Raw genomic sequence first — 23,475 nt, forward strand, 5'->3', positions numbered from 1 at the left:
GACCTATGGCTGATGCCGCACAGTGGATTTCTGGAGCTCGACTGCGAACTCTGCCCCTGGCTCTCGCACCCGTCCTCATCGGAACCGGCGCCGCGATCGGTTCTCTCGGCGGGTTCACCGCGTTCATCCTCGACGACATCTCCGGCACTGACGACCATGTCAGCTTCGGGCAGATCCTGCTTCGCGGTTTCCTCGCCCTCCTCGTGTCACTGTGTCTGCAGATCGGTTCGAACTACGCCAACGACTATTCCGACGGCATCCGCGGCACCGATGACGAACGCGTCGGACCCGTCCGGCTGACGGCGACCGGACTGGCCGAACCACGTGCCGTCAAACGCGCGGCCTTCATCTTCTTCGGTCTGGCCGGAGTCGCGGGCATCGTGCTCATCCTCATCTCACAGGCGTGGTGGTTCCTCGTCGTCGGAGCCGCCGCCGTCGCCGCCGCCTGGTTCTACACGGGCGGCAGACGGCCCTATGGCTATATGGGTCTCGGCGAGGTCTTCGTGTTCGTGTTCTTCGGCCTCGTGGCGACCTTGGGCACGATGTGGATGCAGGTCGACCATCTCAGCCTCAGCGGCTGGGCCGGCGCCGTGGCGATCGGATCGTTGGCATCTGCCGTACTCATGGTCAACAACCTCCGCGACATCCCCACCGACATCGAGGCGGACAAGATCACTCTGGCCGTGAAGATGGGGGACAATGCCGCACGGATCACCTACGCGGTGCTCGTGCTGCTGCCATTCGGGCTGCTGGCGCTGGCGATCCTCGACGGTCATCCCGCTGTGGCGCTGGCGATCCTCGCCCTCGTCCCGGCGCTCAGTCCGCTCAAGACCGTGCTCAGCGGCACGACGGGTCCAGGGCTGATCCCGCCGATCAAGTCCACGGGACTGACCGGGCTGGCCTTTGCCGGGCTGATGGGCCTCGGCCTGGCGCTCTGAAGCGCCTCGGCCGCGGCCTCAGCTCATTTGGGCTGGTCGCGGTCGTCGCCGAGACGCTCTTCGACGATCTCATCCTCTGCCGCTTCATCGGCGCCGACGCGTTTGGGCTTGGACGCCCGCTTGGCCACCTTCGTTTCGATCTCGGTCGCCGCTCGAGCGCGGAGCTTTCCGAGGAACAGGTAGCTCAGCAGTGCGCCGATGATGATTGCGGCGATTGCCATGACCAGATTGAGGCCGAGGAACGGGAACAGGACGAGGCCGACGGCGATGATGAGGCCGAAGCGAGCGAGTGTGTAGAGCCAGAAGGTGCGCATTGTCCTCATTTTAGCCTCCGATCGTGACAGTCTTGTCACCGCCCGCTGGAGGCCGCGCTCAGGTTGGTGGACTATCCTTGATGCATGGCTCGACTACTCATTGCCGCGATCGTCCTGGCGGCAGCGGTGACACTGTACGGACTCTTCGATTGCCTGTTGCGTGATCGGGGTCTGATTCGAGTCCTGCCCAAACCCGCGTGGGCGCTCATCATCCTCTTCATCCCCGTCCTCGGGTTCATCCTCTGGTACCTGTTCGGACGCGGTTCGGAAGACAAGCCCTCGCGCGGTACCCGCCCCCGCGGGCAGGTCGCTCCCGATGACGACCCGGACTACCTGCGACAGGTCGATCGCGAGCTCAAACTCGGCAAGCATGCGCCTCCGGCTCAGGAAAGCGACGAGCAGGAGCCCCCGCGCGATGACTCCGGGAAGTCGGATGACGACAGCGATCCCGCTGATTCCTCAGCCGACACCGATGACCGGGGAAGCAAGGGCGACGGTCGCGGCCGCTCCAACTGAGCCTGCCCCGCACGCGTCAGCACACAGTCGCCGACTCTGGAGCCCCCTTGGGCCACATCCTGCTCCCCGCGGTAGGGTATTTGAGCCTCATCCGCTCGCCGCGGTGGGGCGTTTGAGCCAGATCTCGTTCGCCGCGGTTGGGGCACACTGTCACATGTCGCCGCCGGCATGGTCGCATTTCGACGCGGTGAGCCACACTGTCACATGAGGACGCCGGAACAGTCACAGCGGCGCGTTGCAACGGCACGCTCCGACGAATCGGTACACCTTGTTCTGAACTGCCCACCGAAGAACGTGATGAGTTCAGAGAATACAAGACCACAACCGTCTTCGGCCCGCGCTTCTGTCAGAGCCGAGACCTATTCGGTCCAACGGCGAAATCCCCTCGCTGGAATCATGACTGACGCCGCCGCAGGCAGCCAGTCCACGCGTACAGTACGCTGACGGCCCAGTTCGAGGTGAATAGCACACATCTGAACTTGGGCTATTCACCTCGAACTGGGCCGTCAGCAGATCTGGTTGCCGATGCGGTACGTTCGAGCGGCCTGGAGGGCGGCCTGAAGAGTCAGTCGAGGCCGGAGTACGAGTGCAGGCCGTTGAAGTACATGTTGACGACGGTGAAGTTGAAGATCACCGAGGCGATGCCGATGAGGTTGAGCACGGCCACCTTCGTCGGGCCCCAACCGCGGGTCGCACGCGCGTGCAGGTACGCGGCGTAGATGACCCAGACGACGAACGTCCAGATCTCCTTCGAGTCCCAGCCCCAGTAGCGGCTCCAGGCCACCTCGGCCCAGATGGCGCCGGCGATGAGGGTGAAGGTCCACGTGATGAAGCCGACGGCCGCAATCGTGTACGAGGTGCGCTCCAAGTCCGTGCTCGAGGGCAGACGGTGCAGGAACCGCAGCCACTTCGGATCCTTGGTCTCGTGCACGCTCTTGAGGATCTGGAAGACAGCGAGGATCGCAGAGATGTAGAGCAGAGACGTCGAGAGGATCGCGATCGGCACGTGGATGGCGATCCAGTACGAGTCCAGGGCCGGAATGAGCTTCGCGGCCGGGGTGTAGAAGACAGTGATCGCCAGGCCCAGGCACAGCAGCACTCCCCCGGAGACGAACGTCCCCAGGTAGCGCACGTCCTTCTTCGTCAGCACGACGAGGTAGACGATGACGGTGATCGCAGTGGCAGTGAGGACGTACTCCATCATGTTGCCCCACGGCACGCGGGCCACGGACAGCGCACGGGTGAGCACTCCGCCGACGTGGAGAAGCATGGCGAGTACGAGCAGCGAGGTGCCGATGCGGGCTCCGCGGTGCCGGTTCTTCCGGGACGGCTTCACCGCCCCGGAGACATCGTCGTCGGGCCGGTCGAGGACCGCAGTCGTTGCCGTCTTCCGGTTCGTCCGCCGCACCGTGCTGGCCTTGGCAGAGCTCGCGACCTCGGAATCCGACGTCTTGAGCTCACGCGCGCCGAAGAGATCGAAGGCGTAGAAGATCATGGCGACCGCGTAGACGATCATCGCCGAGATGACCAACTGATTCGACCACATTGCGAGGTCAGTGTTGACGTCCATTCATCCTCCGCACCACAAGAGTGCTCTTCTATCGCATGCTGACTGACTGTCTGTACGCCCGCCCGACTCCGTGAAGAAGCCGGAGACGATGCGCACTCCGCGGCTATTCTACTCCGCGTAGTACTTCGGGTTCATCTTTCGTCGTCATCGCCGTCTTCGGGTTCCGGATCGCGCAGGTTCTTCACCAGGTCTGCGACGGCGCGTTCGACCATGGGATCCTCTCCGCGGGCCAGGGCGGCCACCTCGGCGTCGCCGTTCCTGATCCGGACCCACACGCGGCGGCGAGGCACGAACAGGGACAGGCCGAGGCCCGCCAGGACCAGAATCGCGCTGATGAGCATGAGCGCCTGCGTCGGGTCCTGGGAGATGTCGACGGCGATGTACTTCTTCACTCCGTCGAAGGTCACCGAACCGCCGCCGGGCAGCTTCTGCGTCTCCCCCTCGGCGAGCTGGATGACGAGCGGATTGCCCGAGTCATCTGTCATCTCCGTCATGTTCTCGGCGTCGAGGGAGTACACGGACTGCGGGACGCCCGAATCGAGGCCGAGGTCACCGGTGTAGCCGCTCATCACGAGGTAGGGGTTGCGCAGTTCGGCGAAGCTCGAGATCAGCTCCCCGTCCTGATTCTGGGCCGCGGTGGGCAGGAACACCCCGACGAAGCCCATCTGCGTGCCGGCCGAATCCGGGACCTTGATGACGCCCTCGGAAGAATATCCGGGATCCCCTCCGTCCGGGATGAACACCTGCGGACCGGAGTGGACGATATCGCCCTTCGCATCGCGCACGGTCACCTCGGGGGCGTAGCCGTTGCCGGTGAGGTAGACGCCGACGCCGCCCACGCGCACCGGTTCGTTGACCTTGAGGACGTGCGATTCGCTGTTCCCGTCCGCCGTCGTCGTCACCTTCGCATCGAAGCTGCGCGGCTGACCGAACTGGTTGCCCGTCGCCTGATCGTCGAAGGTGGAGGTGAAGGAATCGAGTTTGAGTCGGAAGTCCGGCAGATTGTCCGCATCGTAGTAGGAGCCGGGTTCGAAGGAATCGTAGGAGACCAGCGAATTCGAGAACGTCTCACCCTCGACGAGGATGCGCTGACCTTCGTAGCCGAACAGCGATCCGATCGCCATGGTCAGGGTCGCCATGAGCAGGGCGATATGGAAGACGAGGTTGCCGGTCTCTCGCAGATAGCCGCGTTCGGCGGCGATGTGATCGGACTGTCGGTTGATGCGGTACCCGGACTTCTTCAGCCGGGTTTCGGCGGCGTCGAGGAACGTCTCATCCGCGTCCTCGCGGGTCTCTGCGTCGCCCTGCGCCGAGGCGAAGGCGGCGTATCCGGGCATCCGGGACAGACGCCTCGGTGCTTTGGGCGGGGACGAGCGCATCGCCTTCCAGTGCTGCTTCGTCCGCGGGATGATGCAGCCGATGAGCGAGACCATCAGCAGCAGGTAGATCGCGGAGAACCAGATGGACGAGTACACATCGAACATCTGGATGGTGTCGAGGAACTGCCCCCAGGCACCGTTGTTCTCCAGGAACGTGTTCACACGGCCCGGGTCTTGGATGCGCTGCGGCAGCAGAGATCCGGGGATCGCGGCGAGAGCGAGGACGAGCAGGAGGATCAGAGCCACACGCATCGTCGTCAGCTGGGTCCAGGCCCACCGGCACATCCCGAGGAAACCGAGCTGCGGCTGGGTCACGGTCGACTTCGCGGCAGGTGTCTTCCCTTGCTTCGGCGTCGGTTTCGTGCCCGATTCCGGCTGCGTCTTCTCCGAGCCTTCGGTTGAGCCCGCCACTAGATCACCACTTCGAATCCATTGATGAGACCTTGCAAAGAGGTCATCCACATGTTCCATACGCCGCTGGCCATGAGCACACCGAGGATGATGAGCATGATGCCGCCGGCGCGCACGATCGCGGTCTGATGCCTCCGCACCCATTCGAGTCGTCCGGCGCCCTTGTGGATCGCCAGCGCCAGGAGGATGAACGGGATGCCCAGACCCAGGCAGTAGACGAAGGCGAGGAATGCTCCGCGCCAGATCGTCCCGTCACCGCCGAAGCTCACCGACATGCTCAGCACAGCCGACAGGGTCGGCCCCACACACGGCGCCCAGCCGAGGGCGAAGGTCGCTCCGAGCACCGGTGCGCCCCAGAGGCCAGCCCTCGGTCGGGCGCGGATGCGATGCTCGTTCTGGAGCAGACCGAAACCGCCCATGAACACGAAGCCGGCGAGGATGACGATGACGCCGAGTACCCGGAGCATGATCGACTGCCATTGGGAGAACAGCGCTCCGAGAGCGGAGAAGCTGGTTCCCAGCAGCACGAAGACGACGGTGAAGCCGAGGACGAACAGGCTGATGCCCACGACCACTCGCCACGTCTGTTTGTCCTTCAGCGATGATCCGGAGAGTCCGGTGACGTACCCGACGTAGCCGGGCACCAAGGGCAGCACACACGGGGAAGCGAACGAGACGAGTCCGGCCAGGGCCGCCGCGCCGGCAGCCAGCAGCAGCGGTCCCGAGAGAATGGTCTGGGCGAATTCCGCCCCGAGCCCACTCACTCGGCCAGCACGTCCTCGATGAGTCCCTGGAGTGTCGATGCGTCGACCTCACCGACGACTCTGGCCGCGGCCCGGCCCTTCGCATCGAGGACCACCGTCGAGGGGGTGGCCTGCGGGGGCAGGACGCCGGAGAGCAGGGAGACCATCTCACCGTTCGTGTCGAGCATGTTCGGGTACGGCACCTGGTAGTTCTGGATGAACGCGTTGGCAGCAGCCTCCTGGTCACGGACGTTGACGCCGATGAACTGTGCCTCGTCCCCGAATTCCTCGGACACGGACTTGAGGTCCGGGGCTTCCTTCCGGCACGGCGGACAGGCCGCATACCAGAGGTTGATGACGACCGGGGTGGGGCGCAGATCGGCCAGGGACACCGCCTTCCCGTCGAGCGTCTCGAAACTCAGGTCCAGAGGTTCGCCGCGGTCCTCGACCGCCACCTGCGAGACGACTCCCGAACCGGAGACATAGCCCTGGTCGGATCCGGCCTGATCGGCCAGCTCATCGTTCTCGCTGCAGGCGCTGAGGACCAGGGCTGTGCCGGCGGCGACAGCGGAGGTGAAGAGGGCCCGACGATTGAGGGAGCGGCGACCGAAACTCATGCTCCCGCCACCGCGGTGCCCGGCTGCAGATCGGCACAGATGCTCTCGTAACTCACGGACACCAGTGTGGATGAATCGAATGTGAAACTGGTGATAGAAGCCAGGTCACATTCGCGCCTGCGCGGGTCGTGGACGAGCGAGCGCCCCTCCCCCGACAGGCGGGTCATCCAGATCGGCAGCTGGTGGGAGACGATGACTCCCTCGGCATCCGGACCGCGGAGGTCGAGCTTGGCTCGCAGGCTGGCCATCGCGGCCCGCATGCGCAGCACGATCTGCTTGTACGGCTCTCCCCAGGAGGGGGTGAGCGGGTTGTACAGGCGCACGAAGTTCTTCGGTTCGGCCAGACGTCGCACGCCCACCTTCTGCCCCTCGAAGGAGTTCGCCGCTTCGATGACGCGATCGTCGTCGAACACCGGCAGTCCGAGAGCCTCGGACAGGGGCGCGATCGTCTGCTGGGTCCGCAGCAGCGGTGACGCGACGAGTTCGACCGGCCGGTTCGCCGTCGACGCGAAATGCTCGGCCACACGGGCCGCCATCTCATGCCCGCGCTCGGTGAGACCGAAATGCGGCAGACGACCGTAGAGAATGCCGTCGGGGTTGTCGACTTCGCCGTGACGGACGAGGTGGATGGTGGTCATGACTGCGTCTTTCCGGCCTCCGGCACCGCGGCCGCAGCCTTGGCAGCTGCGGGCAGGGCGGTGATGATCCGGTCGAGGATCTCATCGGTGTGGGCGTAGGACAGGAACCAGGCTTCGAATGCGCTCGGGGGCATGTGGATGCCCTGGTCGAGCATGGCATTGAAGAACGCCGTGTAGCGGTCGACGTTCTGGGCCCGTGCCTGCTCGTAGTTCGTCACGTCGGTGTCGGTGAAGAACACGGAGAACATCGAGTTCGCGGACTGGATGACGTGGGCGACGCCTTCGGCCTCCAGGCTCGCCGCGACCGCCGGGCGCAGAATGTCCGCGGCACGACCGATATGCGAGTACACATCGAGTTCGGTGGTGAGCTTGAGCGTGGCCAACCCGGCGGCGGTGGCCACGGGATTGCCCGAGAGCGTTCCTGCCTGGTAGACGGGGCCGGAGGGGGCGAGATGGGCCATGATCTCGGCGCGACCCCCGAAGGCCGCCGCCGGGAAGCCGCCGCCCATGACCTTGCCGAAGGTGAACAGGTCGGCCGGGCCTTCGGGGTAGCCGAGGGTTTCGGCTTCGAAGCCGTACCAGCCGGCTGCCGAGACGCGGAAGCCGGTCATCACTTCGTCGCTGATCATCAGCGCACCGTGGGCCTTGGTCAGGCGGCGGATGGTGTTCGTGAAACCGTCGCGGGGAGGCACGACGCCCATATTGCCGGGGCTGGCCTCGGTGATGACGCAGGCGATGTCCTCACCGTGTTCGGCGAACACGGCTTCGAGTCCGGCGGCATCGTTGTAGTCGACGACGATCGTGTCCTGCGCCTGAGCTCCGGTGACTCCGGGGGTGTCGGGCAGGGAGAACGTGGCCAGTCCGGAGCCGGCCTGGGCCAGCAGGGAGTCGACGTGACCGTGGTAACAGCCGGCGAACTTCACGACCTTGGACCGTCCCGTGTATCCGCGGGCCAGGCGGATCGCCGACATCGTCGCCTCGGTGCCCGAGGACACGAGGCGCACCTGGTCGACGGGATCGATGCGGTTGACGATCTCCTCGGCGAGTTCGACCTCCCCGGTCGACGGGGTGCCGAAGGAGAACCCCTTGACGGCGGCTTCCTGGACGGCCGCGACCACCTCGGGACGGGAATGGCCCATGATCATCGGACCCCAGGATCCGATGAGGTCGATGTAGTCGTTGCCATCGGCGTCGCGCAGCCAGGCGCCGGTCGCCTCGGTGATGAAACGGGGGGTGCCGCCGACGGCCTTGAACGCGCGGACCGGGGAGTTCACTCCGCCGGGGATGACCGCCTCGGCGCGGGTGAAGAGGGCGGCGGACCGATCGGTGGTGTGACCGTTCGTCTCTGCTGTCGTCATGGTTCTCCTCTGATTCTTCGCGAGTCGGGTTTCGTCCCGGGAACGTTGTCGGATACGTGTGGGGACGGCTCAGGCGCCGTCGATGTCGGTCATATGGTCGTAGACTTTGGTGAAGATCCGGCCCAGGGTCTCCATCTCCTCAGGGTCGAGGAGATCGACGAGGTGGCTGCGGACTCCGGAGACATGATCGGGGGCGGCGGCCTGGAGCAGCTGCCACCCGGCTGTGGTCATCACGCAGTTGACGCCGCGGCCGTCCTCGGGGATGGCGGAGCGCTCGAGCAGTCCGCGCTTCTCCATCCGGGCGACGCTGTGGGTCAGCCGGGACCGCGACATGGTGGTGTCTGTGGCCAGCAGCGCCATCCGCATCGTCCGGTCCTCGTGTTCGGACAGTCGCACGAGGATCTCGTACTCGGGCAGGCCGATGCCGTGCCTCTCACGCAGCTCCTTGTCCAGCTGTGCGCTGAGCAGCTGAGAGCCGTTGAGGTAGCTGCGCCAGGCTTTCTGGTCGACGGCGGACAGCCAGCGAGGCTCGGTCATCACCGGCCCCCGACTGCGCTGCGGCTCGAGGTGTGACCTGCGGCGTCGGCTTGGAGGCGCTGGGCGACCTCGGTGGCCCAGTAGGTGAGGATCGCGTCGGTGCCGGCGCGTTTGAAGGCGATGAGGGATTCGTCGATCGCCTTCTCCCGGTCGATGGCTCCGGCGGCGGCCGCGAATTCGATCATCGCGTATTCCCCGGACACCTGGTAGGTCCACACGGGCACGATGGATTCCTGAGCCACCTCGGCGAGCACGTCGAGGTACGGCAGTCCCGGTTTGACCATGACGATATCGGCGCCTTCGGCGAGGTCGAGGCCGAGTTCGCGCAGCGCCTCGCGGCCGTTCGCCGGATCCTGCTGGTAGGTCTTGCGGTCGCCCTTGAGTTCGGAGTCCACCGCTTCGCGGAAGGGACCGTAGAAGGCGGAGGCGTACTTCGCGGTGTAGCCCATGACGACGGTGTCGGTGAATCCGGCGGCGTCGAGGGCCTCCCGGCAGTAGGCGACCTGCCCGTCCATCATCCCCGAGAGTCCGAGCACTTCGGCTCCGGCACGGGCCTGGGCCAGTGCCATCGAAGCGTAGCGATCGAGTGTGGCGTCGTTGTCGACTCCCCCGGCCTGATCGAGGACTCCGCAGTGGCCGTGGGAGGTGAATTCGTCGAGGCACAGGTCGGCCATGACCACGGTGTCGTCGCCGACTTCGCGGGCCAGCAGCGACAGGGCCCGGTTGAGGATGCCCTCGGGGTCGTCGGCCTGTGAGCCGATCTCATCCTTGTGTTCGGGGATGCCGAAGAGCATGAGTCCGCCGACTCCGGCCGCAACCGCTTCCCGGGCGGCCTCGAGCAGGGAGTCGAGCGTGTGCTGAACGACTCCGGGCATTCCGCCCAACGGCAGCGGTTCGCTCAGGCCCTCCTTGACGAACATCGGCAGGATGAGTTCGGAGGGGTGGAGGCGCACCTCGGAGACGAGGCGACGCAGGGCCGGGGTCGACCGCAGCCGACGGGGGCGGATGGATCCGGGGACCAATGACATGTCAGGCCTTCCTTCTGCGGCGCTTCTGACTCGGACGCTGCGGGGAGATCCCGGTTTCCACGTCTTCGGCGCGCTGGGTGAGTGCGAATTCGACGAGACCGTCGATGAGCGAGGTGAGGTTGGCCTCCTCGGCGAGGACGTCGACGCGCAGTCCGTGTTCGGCTGCGGTGTTCGCCGTCGCCGGACCGATGCAGCAGATCACCGAGGTGGGGGCGGGTTTGCCGGCGATGCCGACGAGGTTGCGCACCGTCGAGGACGAGGTGAAGAGGAAGGCGTCGAAGTCGCCGGCCTTGATGGATTCGCGGATCGGCGCCGGTGGCGGAGAGGCGCGCACGGTGCGGTAGGCGGTGACGTCGTCGGGGTCCCAGCCCTTCTCGAGCAGCCCGGCCACGAGCACCTCGGTGGCGATATCGGCACGGGGCAGGAGCACGGTGTTCATCGGGTCGATGTCATCGACGAAGTCCGGCCAGGCCGCGGCCAGGCCGCGTGCTGAGTGCTCCCCGTCGGGAACGAGGTCGGGGGTGATTCCCCAGTCGACCAGGGCTGCGGCGGTGCGGCCGCCGACGGCTGCGACCTTGACTCCGGCCATCGAGCGGGAGTCGAGTCCGAAGTCTTCGAACCACATGCGCACAGCGCGTACGGCGTTGACCGAGGTGAAGCCGACCCATTCGTAGGATCCGTCGACGAGGCCGCGGATCGCCTTCTCCATCTGGGTCGGCGTGCGCGGGGGCTGAACGGCGATGGTGGGCACGACGGTGCCGACGGCACCGAGTTCGGCCAGGGCTTCTGCAGTGGAGGTTCCCTGTTCCTTCGTCCGCGGGATGAGCACCTGCCAGCCGAAGAGCGGTTTGGATTCGAACCAGCCGAGCTCACCTCTGGATTCCACTCCCTGCCCCATGATCACCACCATACGATCAGTTCCTGACTGCGCCATGGACAGCGCCTGCTTCAAGGTCGTCTCCACGCTCGTCTGTTCGATCGTGGAGATCCCCCAGCCGAGGAGCACCTTCGTGTCCTCGTCCCAGCCGTCGGCCAGCAGTGCCTCGATGGCCTGTTCGTGGGCGGCGGCGGTGCCGGTGAGCACATGGGTGGTGTTGCGATGGCGGGAGACGTCGACATGGGTCTGCGGTCCGGCTTCGATGAAGCGCACGGATCGGACTCGGTTGGTCGTCAGCGCCGTTCCGGTGTAGGCCGCCGTCGAGGCGGAGAGTCCGACTCCGGGCACGATTTCGACCTCGACCTGTTCCTTCCGGCAGACAGCGGCTTCTGCGGTCGTGGTGGTGAAGATGATTCCGTCATCGGAGCTCAGCCGCACCACGGTCTTGTCCGGACGGGCGAGTTCGGCCATGCGGCGGCCACGGGTCGAGGCGGCGACTCCGAGGTCTGCGGCATCGATGAGGGTCGCGGCCTGCGGCACGTACGCGGTGACGATCTCGGAGTGGACGTCGGCGTCATAGACGACGGTTTCGGCGGTGGCGAGGATTTCGGCGCCGCGCATCGTCATCAGACCCGATTCGCCGGGGCCGCTGCCGATGAAGACGACGCGTGGGGCTGCCGGCAGGAGTCGGCGCGGCTGCACCTGACCCGTTGTCGGTTGGCTGTTCATCCCTGCTCCTGAACCTTGACGGGGGTGAGGTGACCGGCGCTGGTGGCCGGGTCGATGCCGAGACGTCCCAAGAGGTCCTCGGCTGCGGCGGTGCCGAGTTCGTCGGCGACGCGTGCCAGCTCCTTCGCGGTCACAGACAGCTGCTGTTCGCCGCCGGTGCTCCAGTCGACGTCGAGGAGGGCGGGCAGCTCGGTGCTCTGGCGAGTGCGGGCGAGCTTGCCGTCGTCGTCGGCCATGACGGCGTCGACGACGAATTCGGTGCCTTCGATCTTCGCCAGCGCGCCGATGGGTGCCGAGCAGCCGGCTTCGGCGCGGGAGAGGATCGCCCGCTCGCAGGTCACGGCGAGGTCTGTGGTCTGGTCGTGGATCCGGCGCAGGGCAGCACGAACCTCGGCGTCTCCGTCGAGGATGTCCTGGGAGGTCGCAAAGGCACTGTCGGCCCCGCGCGTCTCCACGGCCAGGGCGCCCTGGCCCGGTGCCGGCAGCATGACATCGAAGTTGAGCGAATCCGTGGCCTCGGCGAGGCGGCCGATGCGACGGACACCGGCGGCGGCGAGCACAACGGCGTCGAGGCGGCCGTCGCGGACATGGGCGATGCGGGTGTCGACGTTTCCGCGCACACCGCGGACCTCGATATCGGGACGTGCGGCACGCAGCTGCACGGCGCGACGCGGCGAACCGGTGCCGATGACGGACCCGGCGGGCAGATCATTCAGACTCAGCCCGTCACGGCCGATGAGGACATCGGCAGGGTCGACGCGCGGCGGGATGGCAGCCATCTGAATGCCCGCCTCGGGGGTGGTGGGCAGGTCCTTGAGCGAGTGCACGGCCAGGTCGATCTTGCCCTGGTGGAGGGCCTGACGGACGGCGGAGACGAAGACTCCGGTGCCGCCGAACCCGGCCAGGGGCGACATGTTGACGTCACCCTCGGTGACGACCTCGACGATCTCGACGCGCCAGCCGGTCAGAGCCGCGATCTGATGGGCGATCGCGGTGGACTGGGAGCGGGCCAGCTGTGACCGGCGGGTGCCCAGACGCACTGTGCGGCCGCTGAAGTGCTCGGGTTCGACGATGTCGAGGGTGTGGTCGGCGACCGGGCGGATGCCGTCGGCCTCGACGTGGTGGGCGCTGGCGGCCGTCGCGACCTTTGTCTCCGGCGGCGTCTTGGCGTGGGCGACCTTGTTCACGGGCAGGTCGAAGAGCTGCATGAGAGCCTGGGCGTAGTCGACCTCGGATTCGGTCACGGCGAGTTCCTTGACCTTCACTGTGGGGGTGTGGATGAGCTTCTCAGCCACCCGGTGCAGGGACTTGCGGATCTCGGCGAACGCCTTCTCGTCGACGGCACCACCGAGCTTCTTCTCCAGCCGCTGCGTCTCCGAGGCGAGCACGTCCTTGGCATGGGAGCGCAGGGCGGTCACGGTCGGGGCGACGGAGCGTTCCTTGTTGCCGGTGGCGATGTTGTCCAGTTCGGCGGAGATGATCGTGCGGACTGCATCGATGGTGCCGGCGACCTTCGCATCGCTTTCCTTGTCGGAGCTGCGCAGCAGTTCGCGGATCTCCCCGAGGCCGAAGAGGGCGACATGTTCGAACTCGCGGACGCTGGGGTCGATGTCGTGCGGCAGGGCGAGGTCGATGAAGGCCTTGTTCGCAGCGCCTTTGGGGTTCTGCGAGAGGCCGGCGACGATGTCATCTCGGCTGACGACGACTCCGCGGGCACCGGTGCAGGAGACGATGAGGTCTGCGTCGGCGATCTCTTCGGCCATGATGCGCGGGGTGAGTTCGCGGGCACGTCCGCCCACCTCGGCGACGAGGCGTTCGGCCTTGTCGAGGGTGCGGTTGAGCACCGTGATGTGGGCGACGCCCTCCTTGTGCAGCCCGGACACGACGAGCCCGGACATGGCTCCGGCGCCGATGACCAGCGCATTGGCAGCCCGCAGGGATCCGATGTGCGCGGCCGAGGCTTCGATGCCGGCGCCGAAGAGGGAGCGCGCGACCTCTCCGAGGTCGGTCTCCGAATGGGCGCGCTTGCCCACGCGCAGCGCCTGCTGCAGTGCTTGGGAGAGTTCGGAGGTCAGGGCCTTGTCCGACTGCGAATCCGTGAACGCCGACCGAAGCTGGCCAAGTATCTGGGCCTCGCCGATGGCCATCGAGTCGAGCCCGCAGGCGACCCTGAGCAGGTGCTCCATGGCCTGGTGGTCGTAGTGGGCGTAGAAGTGCCCGGCGATATCGGACCATTCTTTGTCGATCGAGGTCACGAGCGCGTTGCCGAGGTCGGCGAGTCCGCCGTGGAAGGCCGAGACGTCGGCGATGAGTTCGAGGCGGTTGCAGGTCGAGAGCACCGCGAGGCCCTCGACACTCTCTCCGACCAGGGCGTCCCGGCGCAGAGTGCCGACCTCACCGGCGCCGAAGGCCATTCGGTCGAGCATGTCGATCGGAGCCGACTGATGTGAAATGCCGAGAACCAAGAGAGTCAATTCCTGTGCTCCTCAAAACCAGGGTTGAGCGGTGCCGTGTCCAGCGCCGAATAGTATGCGAGTACTTGCAGCTCACTGGCCAAGTCGACTTGATGGACACGGACGGTATCCGGTGCGTCGAGCACGGTGGGTGAGAAATTGAGAATGCCGCGCACACCTGCTTCGACGGCCTTCTGGGCCGCCGCGGGCGCCGCGGCTGCGGGGACGGCCATGACCACCAGGTCGATGTGTTCAGACCAGGCGGGCAGGTCGTCCAAGGAGGAGACGGTCAGGTCACCGATGGCGGTGCCGATCTTCTCCTCGTCGATGTCGAAGACGGCGGTCAGGCGCAGGCCGCGGCGACGGAATCCCGCGTAGTCGGCCAGTGCCGAGCCGAGGCGTCCGGCGCCGATGATGGCGACGCGACGATCTCGGTCGAGGCCGAGGAAGGTCCGCAGAGTAGCGGCCAGCTCCGGACAGGAGTAGCCGACACCGCGGGTTCCCGATCGTCCCAGCTGGGACAGGTCTTTGCGCAGTATCGACGGGGACACCCCGCTGCGTGCGGCGAGGTCCTCCGACGACACGGTGTCCTGGCCGGTGGCGGCAATCGTCTCGACGGTCTGCAGATAGATCGGGAGTCGGGATATCACGCGCTCGGGTACGTCCTTGCGAACGACACCCTCAATCCTGTTGGCGGACAGAATCTCGCCCACGAATCCGTCTCACTCCTTCAATCGATCTCATGCGCCCAAGGCGTCGAGCGCCTTGGACAGCCGATCCTTATCGACTCGATGAAAACTGTGCTGTCGCCCGTTGAGGAGAACGACGGGAACATCCCAGCCGTACTGTGCGGCCAGATCGTCATCGCTGTCGATGTCGATCTCGGTCACGATCACGTCTCTGCCCGCAGCCACCTCGGTGACGGTCTGCAGCGCAGCAGCGCACAGATGGCAGTCGACGCGCGTGAGGAAGGTCAGTTCGACCATGGCTCACTCCTCATCGGGTGCAACAAACCCCGCCGAGAAATCACTCGAGCGGGGGCGTAGGACCGTTGGGTCTTACTTCTTGTTGCGACGCTGGTGACGTGTCTTGCGAAGCTGCTTGCGGTGCTTCTTCTTCGACATACGCTTGCGGCGCTTCTTGATGACTGAGCCCACTCGGGTACCCCTTGTGCTTGTCGGTGGAGGGTGAACAGCAGGTGCCCACCCATTGAACTAACCGTGCAATTCTATCGCTTGGGCGCCTGCTTTCCCAAAACTGTGTCCAGATCCACAACGGCGTCCCCGACCGATCCGCGCGGCGGCGGGGTTCGGGTCCGACTCAGGCGGCGTGCGGGACGGGGCCGGTTCAGGCGGCGCGCGGGGCGGGGCCGGGCTCGGTGAGGAACCGCGCTCGGTTCGGGTGGGCCGACCGCTCCGCTGGGTCGAAGCAGGGATCGGGTCTCAGTCGAAGTAGGGATCGAGGGCGTAGAAGGGGAAGATGTTCTTCCTGGTGCCCATCACGGCCCGGTCGAGCTCGGCCTCGGGGTCGAAGCCCTTCAACCAGGGTTCGAAGGCACCGTCGAATCCGTCGGTCATCGACAGCGGCGCCTCTCGTCCGGTCGTCGTCTGCGCGTAGGCGGCCCATCGGCCGGGGATCCGGGCACCGGGATCGATATCACGGCCCGCCGCCACGGCCAGGAGATTCGTCCAGGCGCGGGGCACGACGTCGATGATCGCGTATCCCCCTCCCCCGACGGACAGCCAGCGTCCTTCGGCGTGCTGGACGGCGAGGTCGCGGATGCGTTCGGCGGCGATGCGCATGGCATCGACGCTCAGGCGCATATGAGTCAGCGGGTCCGCGCGGTGGCCGTCGCAGCCGTGCTGGGAGACGATCACTTGAGGCTCGAATGCGGCGACGACCTGGGGGATTGTGGCGTCGAAGGCGCGCAGCCAGTCCGCGTCGCCGGTGCGCGGAGGCAGGGCGATGTTCACCGCCGAGGCGGCTGCCTTGAGTCCTCCGATATCGGCAGGATATCCGGTGCCGGGGAAGAGGAACTTCCCTGATTCGTGGATCGAGATCGTGAGCACTCGCGGGTCGTCCCAGAAGAACCTCTCCACACCGTCGCCGTGGTGTGCGTCGGTGTCGAGGTAGACGATGCGTTCGTATCCGGCCTCGAGGAATTCGGTGACCGCTCCGGCTGCATCGTTGTAGACGCAGAAGCCGCTGGCCCTGTCCGGCATCGCGTGGTGCATTCCGCCGCAGAAGTTCACTGCGCGCAGGTAATCCCCGGAGATGATCGCATTCGCGGCGTCGATGCTGCCTTGGAACAGCAGCGCCGAGGCGGTGTGCATATTCTCGAACCCGGGCACGTCCTCGGTGCCGATTCCGTATCTGTTCGCGTTCTGCTCGTCGAGGCCCTCTTCGGTGCCGGCCCGCTTGACCGCTGCGATGAAGTCGGGGTCGTGGAGGCGGGCCAGCTTCGCCTCATCGATGTCACCGATGGGATTGACGTGGACGTTGTCGGCGTCGAAGAGTCCGAAGTCGGCGGCGAGCTTCGCTGTCAGGTCGAGCCTGAGGGGGTGCATGGGGTGGCTGGGACCGAAGTTGTAACCGGTCACCTCGTCGTCCCAAACGACATACACATCATTTTCGGCCATGCCCACCATGCTATATGGCACAGCTCACTTGCGCCGATTCCGGGGCGACCGGCTCTACCATGGTGCTTGTGTCCAAGAATTCCTCGCCGCGCTACGACCGGCTGCTCAAGCCGGGTCGGTGGGTCCGTGACTTCGTCGACGACCTCGCCGTGGCATCACCGGCGCGTTTGGCGATCGGTTCCTTCGTCGCCGTCGTCGCAGCGTTCGCGATCCTGCTGATCCTGCCGGCGAGCATGCGCCATCCCGGTTCGGTGGATCAGGCCACGCACATCGCGAACTCCGTGTTCGTAGCGGTCTCGGCCGTGTGTGTGACCGGACTGACCCCTGTCGTCACGGAGGAGTACTGGTCGGACTTCGGGATCTCGGTCATCACCGCCGGCATCCAGGTCGGCGGACTCGGAATCCTCACCCTCGCCTCGGTGTTGGGAATGGCGGTCTCACGTCGGCTGGGAGTGCGGCAGCGCCTGATCGCGCAGCAGGCCACCTCGGCGCTCAATCTGGGTCAGGTCGGCTCACTGCTCAAGACCGTGGTCATCACCATTCTCACCGCCGAATCGATTCTCGCCGTGCTGCTGTTCCCACGGTTCCTCATCCGCGGGGAATCACTCGGCGACTCCGTCTGGTATTCGGTGTTCTACTCGATCTCGGCATTCAACAATGCCGGGTTCACCATCCACGAGGGCGGGGCGGCCTACTTCGCCTCTGATCCGTGGATTCTGTCGCTGCTCATGGCCGGAGTGTTCGTCGGTTCGCTGGGCTTCCCGGTCGTGCTCATGGTCGCGATGTTCTGGAACCGTCCCAGCCGGTGGGATCTGCATACGAAGCTGACGCTGACGACCACGACGACGGTCTTGGCCGTCGGGCTGCTGCTGTTGGCGCTGTTCGAGTCGGCGAACCCGGCGACCCTGGGTGATAAGAACGCCGGCCACACCTTCGTCGAAGTCCTGTTCATGGCGGTGATGCCCCGTTCCGGCGGGTTCGCGACGATGGAGGTCGCGGATATGAGCCAGGCTTCGCACCTGCTCATGGACCTCATGATGTTCATCGGCGGGGGTTCGTCGTCGACGGCCGGCGGCATCAAGGTGACAACGGTGGCAGTGCTCGTCCTCGCCGCGTTCGCCGAGGCCAGGGGCTTGCAGGACGTGCATGTGTTCGGTCGGCGGCTGACCTCCTCGACGATCAAACTCTCGATCTCGATCCTGCTCACGGGGGCGATGATCGTCTTCATCGGCACCCTGACGATGCTGCAGATCAGTGCCGAGCCTCTCGATCGGGTGCTGTTCGAGGTGATCTCGGCCTTCGGCACCGTGGGCCTGAGTTCCGGGGTGTCGGCGACCTCGCCGGACTCGGGACTCTATGTGCTGTCGGTGATCATGCTCATCGGCCGACTCGGTACGATTACACTGGCAGCCGCACTGTCGATGCAGGATTCGGTGCGCCTGTACCGCTACCCCGAAGAAAGGCCGGTCGTTGGCTAACGAACACTCTTCTATCCTGGTCATCGGACTGGGACGTTTCGGGTCCTCGACGGCGGCGACTCTTGCACGTCTGGGGCGCGAGGTCATGGCCATCGAGCACAATCCCGAGCTCGTCAAGGACTGGAGCGGCAAGCTCACGCACGTCGTTGAGGCCGACTCGACGAACATCGACGCTCTGCGTCAGGTGGGTGCCGGTGACTTCTCGACTGCCGTCGTCGGTATCGGAACCTCGATCGAAGACAGTGTGCTCACCACCGCAAACCTCGTTGACCTCGGCGTTTCGCAGGTGTGGGCGAAGGCGATCTCACCGTCGCACGGCAAGATCCTCCATCGCATCGGCGCCCACCATGTGCTCTATCCGGAGTCGGATGCCGGTCGCCGCGTCGCCCATCTGGTCAGCTCCCGGATGATGGAGTACATCGAGTTCGACGAGGGCCATTTCGCTGTCGTGAAGATGCGTCCGCCGCGGGAGATCCAGGGCTTCACGCTCAGCGAGTCCGGTGTCCGCGACAAATACGGCGTGACCATCGTGGGCATCAAGAGCCCCGGCCGGGACTTCACCTACGCCGACCCGACGACACGTGTGGGCAAACAGGACCTGCTCATCGTCGCCGGGCATGTGGAGCTCCTCGGCCGCTTCGCCGGCCGCCCGTAGATCTGGCGGCCCGTAGATCTGACGCCCCATAGGCCGCACGGCGCGGGCCGCTTGCGCCGCCCTGCCGCATCTCCGTCGCGCCAGCTTCACACCGGGAATGGTACTGGTCTCTCTGAACTGATCACGTTCTTCCGTGTGCAGTTCAGAGAAATCAGTACCATTTCGCGGACTGCAGTCTGCAGATACGTTTCGAGACTCACAACCCGCCGCAGCGCACGCAGCCTCCACAAAGAAACGCATTATGCGGGCACAAAGAGAGCGGGCGACGGGAATCGAACCCGCGTCATCGGCTTGGGAAGCCGAAGCTTTACCATTAAGCTACGCCCGCGCGTCGCCACCGAAATGCAACCGCCCGCCCAGGTAGACCCGGTGCAAGCATGCCGTGGTCGGCGACTCGAACCAGTCTACAGCGTCTCGCCTCACGCGCATCCTCCAGCTGCCTTTCCCGACACACGAGCGCCCGGCAGCGGACCTCCTCTGCACACGCGCATCCTCCAATTGCCCCTGCCGAGGCGAACAAACACCCCCGCCACTCAGTAGCGTGACGCAGCCAGCGACAACCGCGTGTTCAAAGTGCATCCGCGCCCGAACCGAAGCGGGTCGCCCCTGCACTTTGAACACGCGGATGGCAGATGGGTCAGTGCTCGACAGCCTCCTCGGCGCCGAACCCGGTGTGGGCGCGAACATCCATCTCGGCGGCGAGCTCCGGACTCTCCACCGTCCTATCGGTCACCGAAGCGATCCAGCCGAGGAGGAACCCGAGCGGAATCGAGATGATTCCGGGGTTCGACAGCGGGAAGATCGCGAAGTCGGCGCCCGGGATCATTGCGGTCTCGGAACCGGAGACGACCGGCGAGAACGCGATGAGCACCATCGCCGAGATCAGACCGCCGTAGATCGACCACACCGCGCCGCGGGTGGTGAAGCGCTTCCAGAACAGCGAGTACACGATCGTGGGCAGGTTCGCGCTGGCGGCCACGGCGAAGGCGAGGGCCACGAGGAATGCGATGTTCTGCCCCTGCACGCCGATGCCGCCGATGATCGCGACAGCGCCGATGACGATCACCGTTCGACGCGCGATCTTGACCTCGGCCTCGGAATCCTCGACCTTGCCCTTCTTGATCACGTTGGCGTAGATGTCGTGGGCGAACGACGCCGCTGCGGTGATCGCCAGACCCGCCACCACAGCGAGGATCGTGGCGAAGGCGACGGCAGAGATGAAGCCCATGAGGATGGGCCCGCCGAGGTGGAGCGCCAACAGCGGTGCCGCCGAGTTCACGCCGCCGGGAGCGTTCTTGATCTCTTCAGCTCCGACGAGTGCGGCCGCACCGTATCCGAGGACGAGTGTGAAGAGGTAGAAGGCGCCGATGAGCCAGATCGCCCACACCACGGAACGGCGGGCCTCTTTGGCTGTGGGAACCGTGTAGAAGCGCATGAGCACATGCGGCAGCCCTGCGGTGCCCAGCACGAGCGCCAGTGCCAGGGAGATGAAGTCGAGCGGGTTCTCACCATACTGCAGACCGGGGTTGAGGACCCCGTCCCCGACTCCCTCGGCCGCGTTCTCCACCGCCGAGGCGAGCAGCGTGGAGAGGTTGAATCCGTTGAGTGCGAGCACCCAGACGGTCATTGCGAAGGCCCCGGCGATGAGCAGGATGGCCTTGACGATCTGCACCCAGGTGGTGCCCTTCATCCCGCCGACGAGGACGTAGATGATCATCAGCGCGCCGACGACGGCGATGACCAGCGACTGTCCGATCTTGCCGTCGATGCCCATGAGCAGGGACACCAGACCGCCGGCACCGGCCATCTGGGCGAGCAGGTAGAAGAAGCACACGGCCAGGGTCGACAGGGCCGCGGCCATGCGCACGGGCCGCTGCTTGAGGCGGAAGGAGAGCACATCGGCCATGGTGAACTTGCCGGTGTTGCGCATGAGTTCGGCGACGATGAGCAGGGCGACGAGCCACGCGACGAGGAAGCCGATCGAATAGAGGAACCCGTCGTAGCCGTTGACGGCGATCGCACCGCAGATGCCGAGGAACGACGCGGCAGACAGGTAGTCACCGGATATGGCGAAGCCGTTCTGCGGACCGGTGAAGGACCGGCCTCCTGCGTAGTAGTCGGAGGCGGACTTGTTGTTGCGGCTGGCCCGCAGGACGATGAACATCGTCACCGCGACGAAGGCGGCGAAGATCGCGATGTTGAGGATGGGATTGTTCTCGACCTCGGCCGTCGCTGCGGTCAGCAGGTCTCTGCCCGAGGCGAGCATGTCGCCGAATGCCAGTGCGCTCATGACGGACGTCCTTCCGCTTCGTTCTGAAGGCGTTCACGGATCGCTTCCGCCGGCGGGTCGAGCTTCTTGTTGGCGAACGAGACGTAGAACATCGTGATCGCGAACGTCGTGACGAACTGCAGCAGCCCGAAGACGAGGCCGACGTTGATCTCCCCTGCGACCTTCGTGGACATGAAGTCGTGCGCGTACGTGCTGAGGATGACGTAGAGGAAGTACCAGACGAGGAAGGCGATGGACAGTGGTATCACCACCGAGAACCTCTTGCGTTTGAGTGCTTTGAATTCAGGGCGCTCCTCCTCTGCGAGGAAGTCAACCCCGGTGTTGACAGAGTCAGTCATTCTCTCTCCTTTGAATGGCCAGAACATCCGTGTCCTGAATCACATGACCCAAAGGTAACGTTCAGCATGCGCTAGGGAATACCACCGAAAGTTGGTAGCTTGTTCACATGAATGCGAACGCCAGGAAAACGCGGGCACTCAGGGCCGAGACCCGCCGCCTGTTCGTCGAGGCCGTCGATTCGCTCCATCGAACCGGCACGGGGGACGTTGTCTTCGGAGGCACGGTCGATGAGGGATCGGTCGCTGTCGAGGCCGTCGCCGGGGCCGACCAGGATCTGCTCTCCTCGCTCATCGTCTCCACTGGGCGAGGCCTCGGCGGCCGGGCCATGACCGAAGGCACTCCCCAGCTGACCCGCGATTACGAAATCGATCCTTATATCACCCACCACTACGATGAGGAGGTGCTCGGCGAGGGCATCCGCGTCCTCGTCGCCGTCCCGACCCTGCTCGGCGGGGAGGTCACGGGCATGGTCTACTGCGGGCACCGCTCGGACTACGATGCCGCGGCTCCGCAGACGGGGGACCTCGTCAGACGCGTACGGCAGCTCTCGGTCGATCTCGCCCGGCTGGCCCATCGGCAGGAGGCCCGCGGCGGATCCAGAAGCGAACAGTCCTACCCCGACCTCGAACCATCGGGCAGGGAGGCGCTGCGCCACACCTATGCGGAGCTGCGAGCCATCCGCTCGGGCATACTCGACGATGAGACTCGCGAGAAGCTCAGCGGTGTCGAGGCCCGGCTGGCCGACATCCTCTCAGGACACAGTTCGGAGAACTATCCGTCGCCGGTCCCAGCCGTGCGCCTGTCCCCGCGGGAGACAGACATCCTCTCCCATGTCGCGTTGGGCTGGTCGAATGCCCGCATCGCCGACGCACTGAGCCTGCGTGAGTCGACGGTGAAGTCTTACCTCAACACGGCCATGGTCAAGCTCTCGGCAAGGACCCGCCACGAGGCGGTCTCCATCGCTCGGTCCTCGAACGTCCTCCCCTGAACGACGATCGAGCGCCGTCGACGGACCTCAGCCCTCGACACGCCTCAGCCGTCGATGACCTCGGAATTCTCCCGCTCCATCTCCAGGGAACGGTCAGCCGCCGCCTGCGCAGCCGCCTCGGCGATGTCGAAGATCCCGGCATCGATGAACTTCGACAGACCGGCCAGCGTCGTTCCGCCCTTGCTGCTCACGGCCTGACGCTGGGCGCCCGGATCGGGCTTCCGGCTGAGCAGGCGGCCGGCGCCGTCGGCGGTGGCCACGACCATCTGTCGGGCGTCATCCTCACTGAGTCCCTGCTTGACTCCGGCGGCGATCATTGCTTCGGCGAGGAGGAAGAAGTAGGCGACTCCGGACCCGGAGATGCCGGTCATCGCCGGGATCTGGGATTCGTCGAGGTCGACGACGAGCCCGGCTCCGGACAGGAGTTGACGAAGTGTGTCGACGCTGTCGGCGGGCACCTCGGCGTCGGGGGCCAGCGCGATGACGCCGTGGCCGAGGGAGCTCGGGGTGTTCGGCATGATCCGCACGATCGGATTCTCGGGGGCCAGTTTCGCGAGATCCGAGGCCGCGACTCCGGCGGCCATCGACACGAGCACGGCGCTTGCATCGAGGTTCGGGGCGAGTTCGCGGAGGGTCTCGGCCATCATCCAGGGTTTGACGCCGACGAATACGAAATCGGCTCCGGCCGCGGCCTTTCCGTTCGCCTCTGCGTCGTCTTCCACTGCCGTCACCGTCGCTGACGGCAGTTCCTTGCTCAGACGCTGCGCCGAGGCGGTCGAATTCGTCGTCGCGCGGACGGTGATGTCCGCGTCAGCGCTGAGGATCCCCTGGATCAGTGCCGTGCCCATGTTGCCGGTTCCGATGGAGGCGATGGTGGTCAAATCGAGTCAGCCTTTCGAGGTTGTCGTCTGTTTGCTGCAGTCTTCTGCGCCCGGAGGCAGCAGGCGGTCTCCACAGTCGGCGGTCAGTCGCCAGCGG

General features: G+C 65.6%; 23 protein-coding genes and 1 tRNA gene. 5 read left to right on the forward strand and 19 right to left on the reverse strand.

Annotation, left to right across the window (positions count from 1 at the left end; all coding sequences use genetic code 11):
• Window positions 1-5: 5 nt before the first annotated feature.
• Window positions 6-938, forward strand: a complete 933-nt coding sequence (locus tag FHG09_RS15175; protein ID WP_152348484.1) for a 1,4-dihydroxy-2-naphthoate polyprenyltransferase — start codon at window positions 6-8, stop codon at window positions 936-938.
• Between the two features lie 23 nt (window positions 939-961).
• Here the strand turns inward: FHG09_RS15175 and FHG09_RS15180 are convergent, their stop codons facing one another.
• On the reverse strand, window positions 962-1,252 hold the full coding sequence (locus tag FHG09_RS15180) for a DUF4229 domain-containing protein (RefSeq protein ID WP_152348485.1): 291 nt from the start codon (window positions 1,250-1,252) through the stop codon (window positions 962-964).
• A gap of 84 nt (window positions 1,253-1,336) precedes the next feature.
• On the opposite strand from FHG09_RS15180, the gene FHG09_RS15185 reads away from it, so the two are divergent.
• Window positions 1,337-1,768 carry a PLD nuclease N-terminal domain-containing protein gene (locus FHG09_RS15185; RefSeq protein ID WP_152348486.1) on the forward strand — a complete coding sequence of 144 codons (432 nt, stop codon included), beginning with the start codon at window positions 1,337-1,339 and terminating at the stop codon, window positions 1,766-1,768.
• A 565-nt stretch (window positions 1,769-2,333) separates the two neighbouring features.
• On the opposite strand, the gene ccsB is transcribed toward FHG09_RS15185, so the two are convergent.
• From ccsB to FHG09_RS15255, 14 genes are all read right to left on the reverse strand, one after another.
• Window positions 2,334-3,338: a c-type cytochrome biogenesis protein CcsB gene (gene ccsB, locus FHG09_RS15190; protein WP_152348487.1), complete on the reverse strand. Its 1,005-nt coding sequence runs from the start codon at window positions 3,336-3,338 to the stop codon at window positions 2,334-2,336.
• Window positions 3,339-3,469: 131 nt separating this feature from the next.
• On the reverse strand, window positions 3,470-5,128 hold the full coding sequence (locus tag FHG09_RS15195; RefSeq protein WP_227492800.1) for a cytochrome c biogenesis protein ResB: 1,659 nt from the start codon (window positions 5,126-5,128) through the stop codon (window positions 3,470-3,472).
• A complete protein-coding gene (locus FHG09_RS15200) occupies window positions 5,128-5,892 on the reverse strand; it encodes a cytochrome c biogenesis CcdA family protein (protein ID WP_152348488.1) in 765 nt (254 codons plus the stop codon). The genes FHG09_RS15195 and FHG09_RS15200 overlap by 1 nt, the downstream gene beginning before the upstream one ends.
• Window positions 5,889-6,488 (reverse strand): TlpA family protein disulfide reductase, encoded by a 600-nt coding sequence (locus tag FHG09_RS15205; protein ID WP_152348489.1) that lies wholly within the window; start codon window positions 6,486-6,488, stop codon window positions 5,889-5,891. The genes FHG09_RS15200 and FHG09_RS15205 overlap by 4 nt, the downstream gene beginning before the upstream one ends.
• Window positions 6,485-7,126, reverse strand: a complete 642-nt coding sequence (locus FHG09_RS15210) for a histidine phosphatase family protein (RefSeq protein WP_152348490.1) — start codon at window positions 7,124-7,126, stop codon at window positions 6,485-6,487. The genes FHG09_RS15205 and FHG09_RS15210 overlap by 4 nt, the downstream gene beginning before the upstream one ends.
• The gene (gene hemL / locus FHG09_RS15215) at window positions 7,123-8,484 is read right to left on the reverse strand and encodes a glutamate-1-semialdehyde 2,1-aminomutase (RefSeq protein WP_152348491.1); all 1,362 of its coding nucleotides are present in this window, start codon (window positions 8,482-8,484) and stop codon (window positions 7,123-7,125) included. Before hemL ends, FHG09_RS15210 begins: the two co-directional genes overlap by 4 nt.
• Before the next feature lie 69 nt (window positions 8,485-8,553).
• On the reverse strand, window positions 8,554-9,021 hold the full coding sequence (locus tag FHG09_RS15220) for a MarR family winged helix-turn-helix transcriptional regulator (RefSeq protein ID WP_152348492.1): 468 nt from the start codon (window positions 9,019-9,021) through the stop codon (window positions 8,554-8,556).
• A complete protein-coding gene (hemB, locus tag FHG09_RS15225) occupies window positions 9,021-10,049 on the reverse strand; it encodes a porphobilinogen synthase (protein ID WP_152348493.1) in 1,029 nt (342 codons plus the stop codon). Before hemB ends, FHG09_RS15220 begins: the two co-directional genes overlap by 1 nt.
• 1 nt (window position 10,050) lies before the next feature.
• Window positions 10,051-11,655, reverse strand: coding sequence for a uroporphyrinogen-III synthase (locus FHG09_RS15230; RefSeq protein ID WP_152348494.1), 1,605 nt, complete (start codon window positions 11,653-11,655; stop codon window positions 10,051-10,053).
• Window positions 11,652-14,129, reverse strand: a complete 2,478-nt coding sequence (hemA, locus tag FHG09_RS15235) for a glutamyl-tRNA reductase (RefSeq protein ID WP_152348495.1) — start codon at window positions 14,127-14,129, stop codon at window positions 11,652-11,654. Before hemA ends, FHG09_RS15230 begins: the two co-directional genes overlap by 4 nt.
• Window positions 14,126-14,821, reverse strand: a complete 696-nt coding sequence (locus FHG09_RS15240; RefSeq protein WP_152348496.1) for a redox-sensing transcriptional repressor Rex — start codon at window positions 14,819-14,821, stop codon at window positions 14,126-14,128. Before FHG09_RS15240 ends, hemA begins: the two co-directional genes overlap by 4 nt.
• Window positions 14,822-14,848: 27 nt before the next feature.
• Window positions 14,849-15,094, reverse strand: coding sequence for a glutaredoxin family protein (locus FHG09_RS15245; RefSeq protein ID WP_152348497.1), 246 nt, complete (start codon window positions 15,092-15,094; stop codon window positions 14,849-14,851).
• Window positions 15,095-15,166: 72 nt separating this feature from the next.
• Window positions 15,167-15,265, reverse strand: a complete 99-nt coding sequence (locus FHG09_RS15250; RefSeq protein WP_009882927.1) for a 30S ribosomal protein bS22 — start codon at window positions 15,263-15,265, stop codon at window positions 15,167-15,169.
• Window positions 15,266-15,550: 285 nt separating this feature from the next.
• Window positions 15,551-16,747: an acetoin utilization protein AcuC gene (locus tag FHG09_RS15255; RefSeq protein ID WP_152348498.1), complete on the reverse strand. Its 1,197-nt coding sequence runs from the start codon at window positions 16,745-16,747 to the stop codon at window positions 15,551-15,553.
• A gap of 59 nt (window positions 16,748-16,806) precedes the next feature.
• On the opposite strand from FHG09_RS15255, the gene FHG09_RS15260 reads away from it, so the two are divergent.
• Both FHG09_RS15260 and FHG09_RS15265 read left to right on the forward strand, forming a co-directional pair.
• Entirely contained in the window at window positions 16,807-18,225 is a 1,419-nt protein-coding gene (locus tag FHG09_RS15260; protein ID WP_227492812.1) for a TrkH family potassium uptake protein, read from the forward strand.
• A complete protein-coding gene (locus FHG09_RS15265; protein WP_152348500.1) occupies window positions 18,218-18,880 on the forward strand; it encodes a potassium channel family protein in 663 nt (220 codons plus the stop codon). The genes FHG09_RS15260 and FHG09_RS15265 overlap by 8 nt, the downstream gene beginning before the upstream one ends.
• A gap of 257 nt (window positions 18,881-19,137) precedes the next feature.
• On the opposite strand, the gene FHG09_RS15270 is transcribed toward FHG09_RS15265, so the two are convergent.
• From FHG09_RS15270 to FHG09_RS15280, 3 genes are all read right to left on the reverse strand, one after another.
• A tRNA-Gly gene (locus tag FHG09_RS15270) sits at window positions 19,138-19,208 on the reverse strand.
• A 309-nt stretch (window positions 19,209-19,517) separates the two neighbouring features.
• A complete protein-coding gene (locus tag FHG09_RS15275) occupies window positions 19,518-21,146 on the reverse strand; it encodes a cation acetate symporter (protein WP_152348600.1) in 1,629 nt (542 codons plus the stop codon).
• 20 nt (window positions 21,147-21,166) lie between these two features.
• Complete coding sequence (locus FHG09_RS15280; protein WP_152348501.1) at window positions 21,167-21,508, reverse strand: DUF485 domain-containing protein; 342 nt, start codon at window positions 21,506-21,508, stop codon at window positions 21,167-21,169.
• A gap of 107 nt (window positions 21,509-21,615) precedes the next feature.
• On the opposite strand from FHG09_RS15280, the gene FHG09_RS15285 reads away from it, so the two are divergent.
• Window positions 21,616-22,497, forward strand: coding sequence for a helix-turn-helix transcriptional regulator (locus tag FHG09_RS15285; RefSeq protein WP_152348502.1), 882 nt, complete (start codon window positions 21,616-21,618; stop codon window positions 22,495-22,497).
• A gap of 44 nt (window positions 22,498-22,541) precedes the next feature.
• Here the strand turns inward: FHG09_RS15285 and proC are convergent, their stop codons facing one another.
• Window positions 22,542-23,378, reverse strand: a complete 837-nt coding sequence (gene proC, locus FHG09_RS15290; protein WP_152348503.1) for a pyrroline-5-carboxylate reductase — start codon at window positions 23,376-23,378, stop codon at window positions 22,542-22,544.
• Between the last annotated feature and the right edge of the window lie 97 nt (window positions 23,379-23,475).

The organism is Brevibacterium sp. CFH 10365, assembly GCF_009299785.1.
GTDB classification, from domain to species: domain Bacteria; phylum Actinomycetota; class Actinomycetes; order Actinomycetales; family Brevibacteriaceae; genus Brevibacterium; species Brevibacterium limosum.

What these genes read in the sequence shown, in the direction of transcription:
- FHG09_RS15220 (WP_152348492.1), bottom strand. Translation starts at nt 9,021, where the DNA reads ATGACCGAGCCTCGCTGGCTGTCCGCCGTCGACCAGAAAGCCTGGCGC.
- FHG09_RS15275 (WP_152348600.1), bottom strand. Translation starts at nt 21,146, where the DNA reads ATGCTCGCCTCGGGCAGAGACCTGCTGACCGCAGCGACGGCCGAGGTC.
- FHG09_RS15210 (WP_152348490.1), bottom strand. Translation starts at nt 7,126, where the DNA reads ATGACCACCATCCACCTCGTCCGTCACGGCGAAGTCGACAACCCCGAC.
- FHG09_RS15175 (WP_152348484.1), top strand. Translation starts at nt 6, where the DNA reads ATGGCTGATGCCGCACAGTGGATTTCTGGAGCTCGACTGCGAACTCTG.
- FHG09_RS15205 (WP_152348489.1), bottom strand. Translation starts at nt 6,488, where the DNA reads ATGAGTTTCGGTCGCCGCTCCCTCAATCGTCGGGCCCTCTTCACCTCC.
- hemB (WP_152348493.1), bottom strand. Translation starts at nt 10,049, where the DNA reads ATGTCATTGGTCCCCGGATCCATCCGCCCCCGTCGGCTGCGGTCGACC.
- FHG09_RS15285 (WP_152348502.1), top strand. Translation starts at nt 21,616, where the DNA reads ATGAATGCGAACGCCAGGAAAACGCGGGCACTCAGGGCCGAGACCCGC.
- FHG09_RS15245 (WP_152348497.1), bottom strand. Translation starts at nt 15,094, where the DNA reads ATGGTCGAACTGACCTTCCTCACGCGCGTCGACTGCCATCTGTGCGCT.
- FHG09_RS15180 (WP_152348485.1), bottom strand. Translation starts at nt 1,252, where the DNA reads ATGCGCACCTTCTGGCTCTACACACTCGCTCGCTTCGGCCTCATCATC.
- hemL (WP_152348491.1), bottom strand. Translation starts at nt 8,484, where the DNA reads ATGACGACAGCAGAGACGAACGGTCACACCACCGATCGGTCCGCCGCC.
- FHG09_RS15280 (WP_152348501.1), bottom strand. Translation starts at nt 21,508, where the DNA reads ATGACTGACTCTGTCAACACCGGGGTTGACTTCCTCGCAGAGGAGGAG.
- FHG09_RS15255 (WP_152348498.1), bottom strand. Translation starts at nt 16,747, where the DNA reads ATGGCCGAAAATGATGTGTATGTCGTTTGGGACGACGAGGTGACCGGT.
- FHG09_RS15185 (WP_152348486.1), top strand. Translation starts at nt 1,337, where the DNA reads ATGGCTCGACTACTCATTGCCGCGATCGTCCTGGCGGCAGCGGTGACA.
- FHG09_RS15230 (WP_152348494.1), bottom strand. Translation starts at nt 11,655, where the DNA reads ATGAACAGCCAACCGACAACGGGTCAGGTGCAGCCGCGCCGACTCCTG.
- FHG09_RS15260 (WP_227492812.1), top strand. Translation starts at nt 16,807, where the DNA reads ATGGTGCTTGTGTCCAAGAATTCCTCGCCGCGCTACGACCGGCTGCTC.
- ccsB (WP_152348487.1), bottom strand. Translation starts at nt 3,338, where the DNA reads ATGGACGTCAACACTGACCTCGCAATGTGGTCGAATCAGTTGGTCATC.